Origin of the sequence: Agrobacterium sp. a22-2 (assembly GCF_012276985.1) — a bacterium.
Taxonomy (GTDB): Bacteria; Pseudomonadota; Alphaproteobacteria; order Rhizobiales; family Rhizobiaceae; genus Allorhizobium.
In genome coordinates this window covers 119,161-133,845 of sequence record NZ_JAAXMM010000008.1, presented here as the reverse complement: position 1 = coordinate 133,845, position 14,685 = coordinate 119,161, and the positions used below count along the sequence as shown (strand labels likewise).

Below are 14,685 nucleotides of genomic sequence, written 5' to 3'. Positions count from 1 at the left end.
AGTCCTGATCAGCCGTTGCCGATCAGGATGCCGGCTGCGAGCACCAGCGAGCCGCCCAGAACCACCTGCATGGCGGCGCGCAGGAATGGCGTGTCCATGTAGCGGTTCTGGATGAAGGCGATGGCCCAGAGTTCGATGAAGACGACGACTGCCGCCGTTGCCGTTGCCGTCCAGAAATGCGGGATCAGGTAAGGCAAGGCGTGGCCAAGGCCGCCCAGTGCCGTCATGATGCCGGAGGCAAGACCCCGCTTGATCGGCGAACCACGACCCGACAGTTTTCCATCGTCATGGGCGGCTTCCGTAAAGCCCATGGAGATGCCGGCGCCAACGGAGGCCGACAGGCCGACCAGGAAGGTCTGCCAAGTGTCGCCGGTGGCAAAGGCGGCGGCAAAGATCGGCGCCAGCGTCGAGACCGATCCGTCCATCAGCCCCGCCAGACCGGGCTGCACATAGGTCAGCACGAATTGCCGTCGCGCCGTTTCGCTCTCCTCGGCCTTGACATCTTCCGGGGTGTGCTTGTCGCCCAGCATCTGGGCAATTTCCTCGTGGCCCTGCTCGGCCAGCGCCAGATCGCCCAGTAGCTTGCGCGTCGAGGCATCCGTGGTCATGCGCGCCGCCTCGGTGTAGAAGCGGAAAGCCCCCTTCTCCATGGATTCCGCTTCGGCGCGGATCTGGTCGAGAGTCTGGTTGGCGCGCAACCAATCGGGCTTGCGATCGTAGAAATCCCGTACATGCTCACGGCGCACCAGCGGAATACGCTCACCGAAGCGCTGGCGATGCATGTCGATCAGCATATTGCGATGGGTGTGCTCGACCTCGGCCATATCCTCGAAAACCTTGGCCGATTGGGGGTATTGTGCCCGCAGTTGATCGGCATAGGCCAGATAGATGCGCGCATCATCTTCCTCGGACGAGATTGCAAGGCCGAGGATTTCCTGTTCGCTCAGGCTCTTGAACGGTCGTTTCGAAGATGGAAGGAAGTGGCGAAACATGATATTCTCCGTTTAGAATTATTCTAATTTATGCGGACGCCCGTCACCGGTCAAGGCTGCGCAACGTCCTGCGTCGCCATGACGCTTGTGCCTGCACTGGTAAATCCCGACGGTATCGCCCATTTGACCGATAGGCCGTTCTCGATCAAAGCTGAACGCGCCCGGATGATCTGGGACGGAAGCGCAAGGAGCAGAAGCCATGGTTGCAGACCTGTCCGGCCGAGCGGCCCATATGGAGGGCATCCGCCTTCGGGCCGAGGCTGATATGGCGCAAATCGGCGTTGATCAGGCCTTTATCGACCGGCTTGTCGAGACCTTTTATGGCCGGATCCAGGCCCATGAACGGCTGGGACCGGTGTTCGACGCGCGGCTTGCCGGGCGCTGGCCGGCCCATCTCGCCAAGATGAAGAGCTTCTGGTCGGCGATTGCCTTCAAGAGCGGCGCCTATGGCGGCAAGCCCGTTCAGGCCCATCACGGCGTGGCAGGCTTGGAAGAAGGATTGTTTACCGAGTGGCTGGCGCTGTTTGCCGCAACGCTGGACGACATCGCCCCAACACCACAGGCCAAGGCCTGGTTCATGACCTCGGCCGAGCGGATCGCCAAGAGCCTCGTCCTCGCCCTGTTCTACAACCCTGCCCTCGACGACCCGGCCCGCCGGCCGTCGTAATTTTTGAGCTGCGGACCCGGAATCGTGCGCAATTTTCGCCAAGCGGCAGCCGCTGCGACGAAATGTTATCGCGTTTTAGGTTGCATCCTGCCTTTTGCCATGGTTAGACCCGCGCCGGAGCCGCAGGCGCATCCAGAGGACATAACCCAAGGTAAAAGTCATGAATCGTCGTTCATTCTTCAAGAAAGCTGGCACAACCGGTCTCGGCGCTGCCGCCACCGTCGCATTGGCCGCCCCGGCCATCGCCCAGGAAAACCCGAAGGTCTCCTGGCGCCTGACGTCTTCTTTTCCGAAAAGCCTGGATATCATTTTCGGCGCCGCGACAGATATTGCCAAGAGCGTATCCGAAGCCTCCGGCGGCAACTTCACCATTCAGACCTACGCCGCCGGCGAAATCGTGCCGCCGCTGCAGGCTGCCGACGCCGTTCAGTCCGGCACAGTCGAAATGGCCCATACCTGCAGCTACTACTATATCGGCAAGGACAAGGCCTTTGCGCTCGGCACCGCCATTCCGTTCGGTCTCAATGCCCGCATGACCAATTCCTGGTTCACCGCCGGCGGCGGCACGGACCTGATTAACGAATTTCTCGCCGGATATAATCTCTACGCCCTGCCGGCCGGCAATACAGGCGCGCAGATGGGTGGCTGGTTCCGCAAGGAAATCAACACGATCGACGACCTCAAGGGCCTGAAGATGCGCATCGCGGGCCTGGCCGGCGAAGTCATGGCCAAGGTCGGCGTGACGCCGCAGCAGATCGCCGGCTCGGACGTCTATCCGGCGCTCGAAAAAGGCACCATCGACGCCACCGAATTCGTCGGCCCCTATGACGATCTGAAGCTCGGCTTCTATAAGGTCGCGAAGTACTACTATTACCCGGCCTGGTGGGAAGGCGGCCCGGCCGTCCACGCCTTCTTCAATCTGGAGAAGTTCAACGCCCTGCCGGAAAGCTACAAGCGCATGCTGACCGACGCCTGCGCGGCGGCCAATGCCCGCATGCTCGCCCGCTACGACGCGGCCAATGCCAGTGCCCTGCGCACGCTGGTGGCCGAAGGCGCACAATTGCGGCCGTTCAACTCGGACATCCTCGACGCCTGCCACAAGGCAGCGGTCGAGACTTATGCCGAGCTCAGCGCCAGCAACCCGGCCTTCAAGAAGATCTACGACAGCCAGCAGGCCTTCAAGCAGGATGCCTATCTCTGGGCCCAGGTCGCCGAATACAGCTTCGACACCTACATGATGATGCAGCAGCGCGCCGGCACGCTGTAAACCTCATCACAGTCGAACGATTGAAACCGCCCCGGCCAGCCATGTCCGGGGCGTTTTACTGCGCCAAGGCAGACGATGTGCCTGCTCCGGAAGTCACCTCGGTCCACCGCGCCACGACGCCTTCCGTTCGTGCCCGGACGTCGGGCGACGCAAGGCATGTGGCAACCGCTTCATAACCGGGCGCACCGGGATAGGGTGCCACGCGCGTCGGCGGGCTGTGATTGGCCGGGCAGAGAATGATCGCTTCATCAGCGCCCAGCGCCGCAAGATCGAGGATCGAGGAGGAGCGCGTCAGCATCAAGAGCCGCGGTCCGCTGACGCCGCGCCGGCGCAGATAGGCAGCAAATGCCTCCTGCGAGGCGGCATCAAGCCCCTGCTCCACCATATCGATCACCAGCGTCGGCGGCCCTTTTGCCTCCAGTGCCACCAATAGCGCGGTCAGCGCCGGAGAGGGCGTTGCCCCGTCCTCCACCAACCAGGCGCTGGCGTGCTCGACGCGTGCCTCTAACTCCGGATCGCACCGCAATTGCGCTTCGGTCGTGCCGTCCGTCAGCCGCTCCAATCCGAGGAAACGCGCACCATCCAGGGACGTGGCAATGGCGCGAGCCAGTCTCGTCTTGCCGCTTCCCAGCGGACCGATGATGTAGGTGAGCCGAGGAAGCCCGCGCAATTCGAAATGCTCTCCGCCCCAGGGCCAGGGCAGACCGAAGGCGACGTCGATCTCAGCGGCCCGACGCGTCAACCCCTTGAGTTCGGCAACTGAGGGAGCTTTTCCTTCGGCCAGATCGCCTCTGACCGCACGGATCCTCTCGACCGTTTGCGCCAGCGATCGCATCTCCAGTTCCAGCGCAGCCTGGCGGTTTGCAAGCGCCGTTTCCAGACTTGCCGCCTCACCACCCAGCACGCGCGCGACCTGGGCAAGGCTCAGCCCCAAGCCTCGCAACGCGGCAATCTCACCCGCACGGCGCATCTCTTCAGGCCCATAAACACGCCATCCGGCAGCGGTGCGCAACGGCGAGATCAAGCCGCGACGCTCATAGAGGCGCAAGGCCTTGGCGGACACCCCCAGCTTTCGGGCCGCATCAGCCGGGTTGAGAAATTGATCAGGCATGGTCATGGAATCACCTCGCTGGTTGTTGGTGCCCAGCTCTATCGAGGCTGCCCCTAGGTCCGGGTCAAGCCTCTTATTTCACCCTTCCAGCCCCTCCAGTACATTGGCGACATTCAGGCCGATCTGCGGCACGCCGTAGCCGCCTTCCATACAGGTGAGGATGGGCAGGCCGCTGGCCGCGATCATCTCGCCCATGCGCCGGAAATCCGGCGTCTTCAGCTTGAAGAAGCTGATCGGGTCTTCCTCGAACGTATCGACGCCGAGCGAGACGACGATCACCTCTGCTCCGTAGGTCTTGATGCGGGCGAGTGCGTCGGCAAGGGCTGCGGACCAGACATCCCAGGGGGTGCCGGCCGGCATCGGGTAGTTGACGTTGCAGCCCTCGCCCCTGCCCTCGCCGGTCTCGTCGGCATAACCGAGGAAGTAAGGAAAGGCGTCGAGCGGATCGCCATGCAACGAAGCGAAGAAGATATCGTTGCGCCGGTAGGTGATGTCCTGCGTGCCATTGCCGTGGTGGAAATCGACATCGAGGATGGCGACCTTGGCGGCGCCATGCTCCAGCAGGCGCTCGGCGGCAACGGCTGCGTTATTGATGAAACAATAGCCGCCGAACAGGTCGAAGCCGGCATGATGGCCCGGCGGGCGGCAGAGCGAGAAGGCGAAGCGGTTGCCGGCGTTCAGCCAGTCGGCGCCCGAGAGCGCGACATTCATCGACGACAAGGCGGCTTCATAGGTGCCCTTGGAAATCGAGGTTTCGACCGAATTGGCGTAATAGCCGACAGCCCCGTCGATATTGTTGGGGACCCGTTGGCGCGAGCGGCGATAGGCAAAGGCGGTGGGAATGGCTTCGCCCTCGAAACCCTGCGCCACCCACCGCTCCCAGCAGGTGTGCAGGAATTCCAGATAGCCGGCATCGTGGATCTTCAAGGCCGTGGCGAGCCCGTGATCGGCGGGCGGTACGACATCGGCAAAGCCGGCCTTGCGAACCGCCTCCAGAATCCATTCGGCGCGGAACGGTCCTTCGAACGGCTTGACCAGCAGCCCGCCATGCAGCTCCGTCTTGGCATCCCTGAGCTTGTGGTCTTCCGAATAGAATACGCGCATGAAGTTTCACTTTCCCGGGCCGATATCGATCTGGGAAAGGTAGCGTCGAAGCGATCGGCTTTACAAGATTGCGACAGCCAGATTTCGGTCGGACGACCAAAAATCGCGACGCCCGAGGTCAGGCGATCCGCTTGTAGAAGATCGTCGTGTCGCAGAAGCGGCCGTCGGGAAACAGCGCATAATCCGGCACGATGCCGGCCCGGATCCAGCCGAGCTTCTCATAGATCGCTTCGGCCGGCTCGCCGGTCGCTGTGTCGAGCACCAACAGTGTCTTGCGATTACGGGCCGCTTCGCGTTCGGCAAACGCCATCAGCTTGCGCGCCAGACCGAGGCCGCGATTGTCCGTATGCACCAGCAGTTTCTTGATATCGGCGCGGTGCGGCTGGTTGGGCATGGCCGCAAACCCGACCTGCACGGTGCCGACCACACGGCCCTCAATCTCCGCCACGATCAGCAGCACATTACCGGTACCCACGGCCCGCGCCACGCCCTGCCAGAACGGTTTGGCATCCGACGGCTGGTAGGGTTCCATGAAGCCGACCGAGGCGCCATCATTGACGCAATCGGACAGGATCTCGCAGAGATCGGGCAGTGCTTTCAGGGTTTCGGCTTCGGTGAGCAGGCGGATGGTCGTCATGAAAACTCCATGGGGCAAACAAAGAAGCACTTACCGGCCGCCGAGATCGATGATCACGGCATAGCGGGCGGGCGAGGTGGCGGGATTGTGGAAGGAATGCACGTCGCCGATGTTCATGTGCAGGCAATCGCCGGGGGTGAGCCGATAGGTCTTATCCCCGACCATCAGGTCCATCTCGCCCTCGAACAGCCAGACATGCTGCCACTGGTTGCGGCTGGCAGGCTGGGCGGCAAAGCGCACCGTGGCGCCCGGCGGAAACTCGACCTCGACGACATCGACCCGCGCGCCGGTGCCGGGCGGCGATACGGAGCGGCGGCGATAGCCGGTCTCCGGATCGCGCCACAGGGCCTGGGTTTCGCGCCTGGCCAAGGGCGCACCCGCCGTCTCGGTCTCCTCGAAAAAGGCCGATAGCGACAGACCGAGCGCCGAGCATAGCCTTGCCAGCAACGCTGCCGTCGGGCTGGCCTGCGAACGTTCGATGCGCGAGATCATCGCCCGACTGACGCCCGAGAGATCGGCCAGATCCTCGATCGTCATAGACTGCGCCGTGCGCAGGGACTTGAGCTGGGCCGCGATGTTCCGGCTGATATGGTCTTCGGCGATTTCCATTATCATAGAATTTACGGATACAATGATGGAGTCAAGAGACTATCGCAACGCCTTGCGAAATCCTATTGTGGGGGGCGGGGATTTTATCCGGAATTGCCCTCTTGCACTTCCGCCCATTCCCGGCCTTTTTCCCGTGCCAGATGGCAAGGCATGATTCGCATGCGGCTCCCTCACAGAATGCCGTCCCGAAGACCCAGGCTGGAACCGGCGTCAATTGCCCAAGGAGAGTGGCATGAACGAAGTAAAGAGACCAAAAATCGAGGAAATGCGGCCAAAGATCACCGTGATCGGCGTTGGCGGCGGTGGCGGCAATGCGGTCAACAACATGATCGCCGAAGGCCTGGAAGGCGCGGAATTTGTTGCGGCAAACACCGATGCCCAGGCGCTGACCATGTCGAAGGCCTCGCGAATCATCCAGCTCGGCGCGGAAATGACCGAGGGCCTAGGCGCCGGTTCGATACCCGACACCGGCCGGGCGGCTGCCGAGGAATCGCTGCATGAAGTGATGGACCATCTGGCCGGCACGCATATGTGCTTCGTGACGGCCGGCATGGGCGGCGGCACAGGCACCGGTGCAGCACCCGTGATCGCACGCGCTGCCCGCGAGGCCGGCATCCTCACGGTCGGGGTGGTGACGAAACCCTTCACGTTCGAAGGCCAGCGCCGCATGAAGGCGGCGGAGGAAGGCATCGAGCGGCTTCGCGAAGCAGCCGATACGGTCATCGTCATTCCGAACCAGAACCTATTTCGCATTGCCGACGCCAAAACCACCTTTGCCGATGCCTTCGTGATCGCCGACCGGGTGCTCTATTCGGGCGTCAGCTGCATCACCGACCTGATCGTCCAGGAAGGACTGATCAATCTCGACTTCGCCGATGTCAAATCGGTGATGAAGGGCATGGGCCGTGCGATGATGGGCACCGGCGAGGCAACCGGCGAAGGCCGGGCCATGCGGGCCGCCGAAGCCGCGATCGCCAATCCACTGCTCGACGAGGTGTCGATGCGCGGCGCACGCGGCGTGCTGATCTCGATTTCCGGCGGCATGGACATGACGCTGTTCGAGGTCGACGAGGCCGCCGCCCGCATTCGCGACGAAGTCTATGACGATGCGGATATCGTGGTCGGCGCAATCTTCGACAAGCGGCTCGACGGCATGTTCCGGGTCTCGGTGGTGGCTACCGGGCTCGGCGAGCGCTAAACGTCACCTGATCGACAACAGATGCGGCGATCCTTAAGCGATCGCCGCTTTCAAGGGATCCGCCTGGCACAGGATCCAGTCCTCAAAGGCCAGCATGGCCGGCGTCGGCGTGGCCGATTTCAGGCGCGTCAGCCAATAGCTTCCCATCGAGGTGCTGAGTTCGAACGGCTGCGTGACGGCCCCCGACGAAAGCAGGCGGGCAAACATCATCGGTGGCGCCAGCGCCACGCCGGCGCCCTGCAGCGCCGCCTCCATCATGGCCAGCGTGGAATCGAAGACGACGCCCTTCAGCAGGCTGGCCGGATAGGCGATGCCGGCTTCAGCAAACCAGTTGATCCATTCGTCGCGCCGGTAGGAGCGCAGCAGGGTCTGGCTCATCAGATCCGCCGGCTCGCGCAACTGATCGGCAATACTTGGAATGCACAGAACGGACAGCGGCGCTTCGAACAGGCGGATCGCCTCCGTACTGTGCCAAGCGCCATTGCCGAAGCGGATGGCGAAGTCGAGCCCCTCTGCCGCCATGTCGACGCGGTTGTTGTTGGTCGACAGGCGCAGGTCGATGAACGGGTATTTCTCCTGAAAATCCGGCAGGCGCGGCAATAGCCAGCCGACGGCAAAGGTGCCGACTGCGCCGATCATCAGCACGTCGCGGATATGGCCGCCCTCGAAGCGCTCCAGCATATCCGCCATGCGGTCGAAGGAATCGCGCAGCACCGGCAGCAGCGCCTCGCCCTCGGCGGTGATCATCAGTCCGCGCGGCAGGCGCTTGAACAGCACCACATTCAGCCGGCTCTCCAGCGCCTTGACCTGATGACTGATGGCGGCCTGCGTGACGCAGAGCTCGATGGCGGCGCGGGTAAAACTCAGGTGCCGGGCCGAGGCTTCGAAAGCCCTGAGCGCATTGAGCGGAAGATATGGCCTGACCATGGATGCCCTAGTTTTTCTTATGCGTCCTCCCAGATATCGTGGTTTGTGCCGCGCCGGCAACCGCCCGTATTCTGATCTCAGGGCCTGGGATCGACAGTCTTCCCTTGGCCCGGATCGAAACACGAGGCTTCCAGCCCAAAGAAGAATAGGGATTGACCATGTCCATCATCGTGACACGGCGGCGTTTTTCCATGGCCGCCGGCTCGCTTTTTGCAGCCGGAGCCCTGACGCCGGCCGGTCTTGCCACTGAAGCAATCGCGGCTGAAAACCCCATGGCCGCGACGCTGCAGGAGATCGAGCGCCGCATCGCCGCCCGTCTCGGCGTCGCTATCCTCGATATGGAAACCGGCCGGCAATGGAGCCATCGCGGCGACGAACGTTTCCCGATGTGCAGTACCTTCAAGGCGATTGCCAGCGCCGCGGTCCTGGCCCGGGTCGATGCCGGCCAGGAAGATCTTGAGCGCCGCATCAAGATCAGCGCCGACGATATCATCGCCCATGCGCCCGCCGCGGAAAAACGGATTGGCGGTTTCATGACCATGGGGGAGCTTTGCGCGGCGGCTGTGACCCTCAGCGACAATACTGCCGCCAACCTCATCCTCAAGAGCCTTGGCGGGCCGGAGGGCTTCACCCGGTTTCTTCGGTCGATCGGCGATAAAACAACGCGGCTCGACCGATGGGAGCCTGAACTCAACGAAGCCAAGCCCGGCGATCCGCGCGACACCACGACGCCGGCCGCCATGGCCAAAACCCTGCAAACGCTTGTCACGGGCGATGCCCTGACCCCGCAGTCACGCCAGCAACTGTCGGCCTGGATGATCGCCAATACAACGGGCGCAGGCAAACTCCGGGCCGGTCTGCCGCGCGACTGGGTGGTGGGCGACAAAACCGGCAGCGGCCGGCTCGGCACCGCCAATGACATTGCCGTCCTCTGGCCGCCGGAGCGCAAGCCGATCTTCGTCGCGGTCTACATTACCGAAACCAAGGCCACCATGGACGACCGCAATGCGGCCATGGCCGAAATCGCCCGCACGATGGTCGCGGCGCTGGAGGGCTGATCCGGCCTCTCTCTGCCCCGGCGGCGCGGCGGGCGGGCTCGTGCCACCGGGTTTTACATGCGCTGCCTGCGACATGAGTTTGGTCGCTGGCCGCTCTTTTCCATAACCCCTGATCGGATAGACTGACGCTTTCTCAGCCGATTCGCCGTATTCCGCGAACCCTCCATACCTTTGAAAGCAATCCCGATGGCCGACACCGCGTCCAAGCCGGCATCGCCGCTCTCCATCGTCAGCATCGTCGCCTCCATGACGGCAGTTGCGATCGGCAACGGCATGATGTTCGCCTATGTCCCTTTCGTGCTGGCGACCGAGAAGGCACCGACCTGGATTTCCGGTGCGGCGGTAACCGCGGTGGCTCTCGGCGGGCTGATCGGCTGCGTGATTGCGGGACCGCTGATCCGCCGCGTCGGCCATGCCCGGCTGTTTGCCTGCTCGATGGCGCTGGTCATTCTGGCGGCCGTGATCATCGCCTTTGGCGTGCATCCGCTGGCCTGGGTCTTTGCCCGCGGCCTCTATGGTTGTGCCGGCAATGCCAATTTCATCATCTCGCAGAGCTGGCTCAATCATGCCGCCGCCAATTCCTGGCGCGGCAAGGCCATGTCGACTTTCTATATGGCCTATGTGTTCGGCATGGGTTTCGGCGCCTGGCTGTTCGGTGAAATCCCGGCCGCCGGCAATATCGCGCCGCTGATCACCGTCGCCTTCACGGCGCTCGCCATCCTGCCGATCGGCCTGACACGCCTGCCGACCCCGCCGGCGCCGGCCAGGGTCAGCATCGACCTTCGGCTCGCCTGGAGGAACTCGCCCGTCGGCCTGGTCGGCGTGCTGGCCGCCGGGGGGCTGTCGATGGCGGTTCAGGGCTTTACGCCGATCTATGCCGCCGCCGACGGCGCCAGCCAGAAAGACGTCGCGCTTTTGATGTTCGTCATGCAGTTCGGGCTGATCGCCATCCAGTACCCGATGGGCACCCTGTCGGACCGCATCGACCGGCGCATCGTACTGATCGCAACCTGCCTGATCATCGCGGTGATTTCCGTCGTCGCCCTTGGCGTCCCCTTCAGCCGGTTGCCGTTGCTGATGCTGGTCTTTGCGATCTTTGCCGGATCGGTCGAAACGGTCTATTCGATCGCCAATGCCCATGCCAATGACCGCACGGAGCCCGGCGATTTCGTCTCGCTGTCCTCGACCCTGTTGGTCGCCTGGTCGACGGCCGCGACCGTCATCCCGCTCAGCATTACGCTGCTGACGCCGGTGTTCGGACCGCAGACCTTCATCTATGCGGCCATGGCGGTGTCGCTCGCCTATGCCGGGTTCGTGGCCTTCCGGCTTTACGGACGACCGGAATCCCTGCCTGGCCAGGGCGAAGGTTTTGAACTGATGAGCGCCCAGGTACCGAATGCCGGCGCCCTGGTGGAAGACGACAAGGCTGGCGACACCACTCCGTAACACCGGCGCCGTATCCGCCGCAAATCCATGCCGGAGTTTTGCGCTTCTGCGGATCCGGACAAGAGTTCGTTTAGGCTGTTGGCATAGTCTGGCTATCCCTCACGCAGGGAAATCGTCTATTCACTTTGCCTGACACAGGAAAGCGGGGCCGCCCATGCTCAAGTTCAAGACCTCCACCGGCGTGGTCACCGTCGAGACCTGGGGCTATCAGTTGCAGGGGCTGAACGGCGCCCCGCAGAACGTCAGCTTGCTGGTTTCCGCGACCCATGATCTGCTCGTCGTCGATGCCTCGCGAGACGGCACCAATGCCGGTCGCTTTACGGAAAACGAAGTGACCCGCATGAAGGACGGCATGGGCGGGCGATCCGTAGTCGTGTCCTACATCTCGATCGGCGAGGCCTCGGATTTCCGCGATTACTGGGACAGCGACTGGACGACGACCGGCAAGGCCACCGGCCGATTGACCGACGAGGCGCCGGACTGGCTGGGACCTCTCAATCCCGACTGGCCGGAATCGCGCAAGGTGCGCTACTGGGACCAGGACTGGCAGGACACGATGTTCAACGACCAGAAAACCGGGGATCTCGACGCCATCGTCAAGGCCGGCTTCGATGCCGCCTATCTGGATATCATCGACGCCTATTATTTCTGGGGCGCCGAGGTCAGGCCGGCCGACCGTCAGGCCGGCGATCCGGCCAATGCCAAACAGGCGGCCCAGCGCATGGTCGATTTCGTGGTGGCCATGACGGAGCATGCGCGCGAGACCAATCCGGACTTTTTCGTCATTCCGCAGAACGGCGCCTGGATTCTCGACGATCTCGGCACCGACACAGCGCGCAAACGGGCCTATCTCAATGCCATCGGCGGCATCGCCGTCGAGGATCTCTACTATCGCGGCGACAAGGACGAGAACAATGCGCTGCGGCCCGACGAAGAGACGATCGCCGTGCTGAAGCGCGATTTCGTCGACAAGGGCATCCCGGTCTTCGTCGTGGACTATATCAGCGGCAGCAATCGCGTCGCGGCGTTCAACGAGATGGTGCTCGCTGACGGCTTCATTCCGTTCGCCGCCCCCGAACGCGATCTCGACCGTCTGGTCGGCACCTATGACGGCGACCCCGCCTATATCCGCCCCACGACGCAGGCGGATGTGTTGCGAGGCTCGACGCTTGCCGACCGAATCGATGGCCTGGCCGGGAATGACAGGATTTCCGGGCGCGGCGGCAATGACATCCTCTTCGGCCGCGATGGAGACGATCGGCTGTGGGGCAGTGTCGGCAAAGACACCCTGTCCGGCGGGAACGGCAACGACAAGGTTTACGGCGGCGCAGGAAAAGACACGCTGACCGGCGGGGGCGGCAAGGACCAGTTCATCTTCGATACCAAACCCGGCACGACGAATATCGATACGGTGACCGACTTCAGCGTCACCGACGACAGGCTTCTGCTGGACCACGATATCTTTGCCCGACTGCCCGTCGGATCCCTGAAGGCGTCTGCCTTCGTCATCGGCACAAAGGCCGCCGATGCAGGCGATCGGATCGTCTACAACGCCAAGACGGGTGATCTGTTCTACGACGCAGACGGCTCCGGCGCGGGTGCGGCAGTGCAGATTGCCGAACTCGACGCGCACCTCAAACTGACGGCGGGTGATTTCCTGATCTTCTGAGAACGGGCACCCGATCATTGACAGGCGGGTCGGCTTTTGCCTTGCCCTTGAGGGCAGACAGCCGGCATTCATTGCATTTCGGCGGGCGTTATCGGTAAAATTCTTTGCAGTTTGGGAGGTTCCATTGTATGCGGGCGCATGAGCACAAATCCGACCCGCACGCCCCTTGACCATATCCGCAACTTCTCGATCGTGGCACATATCGACCACGGCAAGTCGACGCTGGCCGACCGGCTGATCCAGACGACCGGCGGCCTGGCCGAGCGCGACATGTCGGAACAGGTGCTGGACTCGATGGATATTGAGCGCGAGCGCGGCATCACCATCAAGGCCCAGACGGTGCGTCTGCACTACAAGGCCAACAATGGCGAGACCTATATCCTCAACCTGATCGACACACCCGGCCATGTCGACTTCGCCTATGAAGTATCGCGGTCGCTGTCGGCCTGCGAAGGCTCGCTGCTGGTCGTCGACGCCAGCCAGGGCGTGGAAGCGCAGACGCTCGCCAATGTCTATCAGGCGATCGACAACAACCACGAGATCGTCACGGTTTTGAACAAGATCGACCTGCCGGCTGCAGAACCCGACCGCATCCGCGAGCAGATCGAGGAAGTGATCGGCATCGACGCCTCCCAGGCCGTGCTGATTTCGGCCAAGACGGGCCTCGGCATTCCCGACGTCCTGGAAGCCATCGTCCACCAATTGCCGGCGCCCAAGAGCGAAATGGGCGAAAAAGGCCCGCTGAAGGCGCTGCTGGTCGACAGCTGGTACGACACCTATCTCGGCGTCATGGTTCTGGTGCGCATTCTCGACGGCGTGCTGACCAAGGGCCAGACCATCCGCATGATGGGCACCGATGCCAAATACCAGGTCGAACGCGTCGGCGTGCTGACGCCCAAGATGCTGGCCGTCGACAGCCTTGGCCCCGGCGAGATCGGCTTCTTCACCGGCTCGATCAAGGAAGTGGCCGACACGCGCGTCGGCGATACGATTACTGAAGACAAGAAGCCGACGGCCCATGCCTTGCCGGGCTTCAAGCCGGCCCAGCCGGTGGTATTCTGCGGCCTGTTCCCGGTCGATGCCGCCGATTTCGAGGATCTGCGCGCTGCCATGGGCAAGCTGCGGCTCAACGACGCCTCCTTCTCGTTCGAAATGGAATCGTCCGCGGCACTCGGCTTCGGCTTCCGCTGCGGCTTCCTCGGCCTGTTGCATCTGGAAATCATCCAGGAGCGGCTGGAGCGCGAATTCGATCTCGATCTGATCGCCACCGCGCCAAGCGTTGTCTACAAGCTGACGATGACCGACGGTACGGAGCGTGAGCTGCACAATCCGGCCGACATGCCCGACGTGGTGAAGATCTCCGAAATCCAAGAGCCGTGGATCAAGGCGACGATCCTGACGCCTGACGACTATCTCGGCGGCATCCTGAAGCTCTGCCAGGACCGCCGCGGTGTCCAGACGGAACTGACCTATGTCGGCAAGCGTGCCATGCTGACCTATGAACTGCCGCTCAACGAAGTGGTGTTCGATTTCTACGACCGCCTGAAGTCGATCTCCAAGGGCTATGCCTCGTTCGACTATCATCTCGACGGCTATCGCGAAGGCAATCTCGTGAAGATGTCGATCATGGTCAATGGCGAGCCGGTCGACGCGCTCTCGATGCTCGTCCACCGCTCGGCTGCCGAAAAGCGCGGCCGCGACATGTGCGAGAAGCTGAAGGACCTGATCCCGCGGCACATGTTCAAGATCCCGATCCAGGCGGCCATCGGCGGCAACGTGATTGCCCGCGAGACGATCTCGGCCATGCGCAAGGACGTCACGGCCAAGTGCTACGGCGGCGACGCCACTCGCAAGCGCAAGCTGCTCGACAAGCAGAAGGCCGGCAAGAAGCGCATGCGCCAGTTCGGCAAGGTTGATATTCCCCAGGAGGCGTTCATCGCGGCGCTGAAGATGAGCGACGAGTGATCAAGAGGCCTTCGGGCCTCTTTTTTATTATCCGT

Annotated in this window: 13 protein-coding genes; 7 read left to right on the top strand and 6 right to left on the bottom strand. The window is 62.8% G+C overall.

The window, feature by feature from the left end:
* Nucleotides 1-8: 8 nt before the first annotated feature.
* Entirely contained in the window at nucleotides 9-992 is a 984-nt protein-coding gene (gene mbfA / locus HFC70_RS14125; RefSeq protein WP_168473901.1) for an iron exporter MbfA, read from the bottom strand.
* Between the two features lie 199 nt (nucleotides 993-1,191).
* Here mbfA and HFC70_RS14120 point away from each other — a divergent pair, with 199 nt between their 5' ends.
* Together HFC70_RS14120 and HFC70_RS14115 are read left to right on the top strand one after the other, a co-directional pair.
* Nucleotides 1,192-1,659 (top strand): group III truncated hemoglobin, encoded by a 468-nt coding sequence (locus HFC70_RS14120; protein WP_168473900.1) that lies wholly within the window; start codon nucleotides 1,192-1,194, stop codon nucleotides 1,657-1,659.
* A 160-nt stretch (nucleotides 1,660-1,819) separates the two neighbouring features.
* Nucleotides 1,820-2,926 (top strand): TRAP transporter substrate-binding protein, encoded by a 1,107-nt coding sequence (locus tag HFC70_RS14115; protein ID WP_168473899.1) that lies wholly within the window; start codon nucleotides 1,820-1,822, stop codon nucleotides 2,924-2,926.
* 55 nt (nucleotides 2,927-2,981) lie between these two features.
* Here the strand turns inward: HFC70_RS14115 and HFC70_RS14110 are convergent, their stop codons facing one another.
* The 4 genes from HFC70_RS14110 to HFC70_RS14095 form a co-directional block, all read right to left on the bottom strand.
* Nucleotides 2,982-4,043, bottom strand: coding sequence for a MerR family transcriptional regulator (locus HFC70_RS14110; protein WP_210259270.1), 1,062 nt, complete (start codon nucleotides 4,041-4,043; stop codon nucleotides 2,982-2,984).
* A gap of 72 nt (nucleotides 4,044-4,115) precedes the next feature.
* The gene (locus tag HFC70_RS14105) at nucleotides 4,116-5,141 is read right to left on the bottom strand and encodes a histone deacetylase family protein (RefSeq protein ID WP_168473898.1); all 1,026 of its coding nucleotides are present in this window, start codon (nucleotides 5,139-5,141) and stop codon (nucleotides 4,116-4,118) included.
* 118 nt (nucleotides 5,142-5,259) lie between these two features.
* Nucleotides 5,260-5,778: a GNAT family N-acetyltransferase gene (locus tag HFC70_RS14100; RefSeq protein ID WP_168473897.1), complete on the bottom strand. Its 519-nt coding sequence runs from the start codon at nucleotides 5,776-5,778 to the stop codon at nucleotides 5,260-5,262.
* 30 nt (nucleotides 5,779-5,808) lie between these two features.
* Complete coding sequence (locus tag HFC70_RS14095) at nucleotides 5,809-6,387, bottom strand: helix-turn-helix domain-containing protein (RefSeq protein ID WP_168474025.1); 579 nt, start codon at nucleotides 6,385-6,387, stop codon at nucleotides 5,809-5,811.
* A gap of 232 nt (nucleotides 6,388-6,619) precedes the next feature.
* Here HFC70_RS14095 and ftsZ point away from each other — a divergent pair, with 232 nt between their 5' ends.
* Complete coding sequence (gene ftsZ, locus HFC70_RS14090) at nucleotides 6,620-7,585, top strand: cell division protein FtsZ (protein WP_168473896.1); 966 nt, start codon at nucleotides 6,620-6,622, stop codon at nucleotides 7,583-7,585.
* 33 nt (nucleotides 7,586-7,618) lie between these two features.
* On the opposite strand, the gene HFC70_RS14085 is transcribed toward ftsZ, so the two are convergent.
* Nucleotides 7,619-8,512: a LysR family transcriptional regulator gene (locus HFC70_RS14085; protein WP_168473895.1), complete on the bottom strand. Its 894-nt coding sequence runs from the start codon at nucleotides 8,510-8,512 to the stop codon at nucleotides 7,619-7,621.
* Between the two features lie 158 nt (nucleotides 8,513-8,670).
* Between HFC70_RS14085 and bla the strand changes: the two genes are divergently transcribed.
* The 4 genes from bla to lepA all read left to right on the top strand — a co-directional run bounded on the left by bla (nucleotide 8,671) and on the right by lepA (nucleotide 14,650).
* The gene (gene bla, locus HFC70_RS14080) at nucleotides 8,671-9,570 is read left to right on the top strand and encodes a class A beta-lactamase (protein ID WP_168473894.1); all 900 of its coding nucleotides are present in this window, start codon (nucleotides 8,671-8,673) and stop codon (nucleotides 9,568-9,570) included.
* 186 nt (nucleotides 9,571-9,756) lie between these two features.
* Nucleotides 9,757-11,016 (top strand): MFS transporter, encoded by a 1,260-nt coding sequence (locus HFC70_RS14075; RefSeq protein WP_168473893.1) that lies wholly within the window; start codon nucleotides 9,757-9,759, stop codon nucleotides 11,014-11,016.
* Between the two features lie 154 nt (nucleotides 11,017-11,170).
* The gene (locus tag HFC70_RS14070; protein ID WP_168473892.1) at nucleotides 11,171-12,685 is read left to right on the top strand and encodes an MJ1477/TM1410 family putative glycoside hydrolase; all 1,515 of its coding nucleotides are present in this window, start codon (nucleotides 11,171-11,173) and stop codon (nucleotides 12,683-12,685) included.
* Between the two features lie 138 nt (nucleotides 12,686-12,823).
* Nucleotides 12,824-14,650: a translation elongation factor 4 gene (lepA, locus tag HFC70_RS14065; protein ID WP_168473891.1), complete on the top strand. Its 1,827-nt coding sequence runs from the start codon at nucleotides 12,824-12,826 to the stop codon at nucleotides 14,648-14,650.
* The last annotated feature ends 35 nt before the right edge of the window (nucleotides 14,651-14,685 follow it).

Bases quoted from the DNA above. Each gene is read 5' to 3' on its own strand.
- HFC70_RS14070 (WP_168473892.1), top strand. From the start codon at position 11,171: ATGCTCAAGTTCAAGACCTCCACCGGCGTGGTCACCGTCGAGACCTGG.
- HFC70_RS14085 (WP_168473895.1), bottom strand. From the start codon at position 8,512: ATGGTCAGGCCATATCTTCCGCTCAATGCGCTCAGGGCTTTCGAAGCC.
- bla (WP_168473894.1), top strand. From the start codon at position 8,671: ATGTCCATCATCGTGACACGGCGGCGTTTTTCCATGGCCGCCGGCTCG.
- ftsZ (WP_168473896.1), top strand. From the start codon at position 6,620: ATGAACGAAGTAAAGAGACCAAAAATCGAGGAAATGCGGCCAAAGATC.
- HFC70_RS14100 (WP_168473897.1), bottom strand. From the start codon at position 5,778: ATGACGACCATCCGCCTGCTCACCGAAGCCGAAACCCTGAAAGCACTG.
- lepA (WP_168473891.1), top strand. From the start codon at position 12,824: ATGAGCACAAATCCGACCCGCACGCCCCTTGACCATATCCGCAACTTC.
- HFC70_RS14075 (WP_168473893.1), top strand. From the start codon at position 9,757: ATGGCCGACACCGCGTCCAAGCCGGCATCGCCGCTCTCCATCGTCAGC.
- HFC70_RS14120 (WP_168473900.1), top strand. From the start codon at position 1,192: ATGGTTGCAGACCTGTCCGGCCGAGCGGCCCATATGGAGGGCATCCGC.
- HFC70_RS14095 (WP_168474025.1), bottom strand. From the start codon at position 6,387: ATGGAAATCGCCGAAGACCATATCAGCCGGAACATCGCGGCCCAGCTC.
- HFC70_RS14110 (WP_210259270.1), bottom strand. From the start codon at position 4,043: ATGACCATGCCTGATCAATTTCTCAACCCGGCTGATGCGGCCCGAAAG.
- mbfA (WP_168473901.1), bottom strand. From the start codon at position 992: ATGTTTCGCCACTTCCTTCCATCTTCGAAACGACCGTTCAAGAGCCTG.
- HFC70_RS14115 (WP_168473899.1), top strand. From the start codon at position 1,820: ATGAATCGTCGTTCATTCTTCAAGAAAGCTGGCACAACCGGTCTCGGC.
- HFC70_RS14105 (WP_168473898.1), bottom strand. From the start codon at position 5,141: ATGCGCGTATTCTATTCGGAAGACCACAAGCTCAGGGATGCCAAGACG.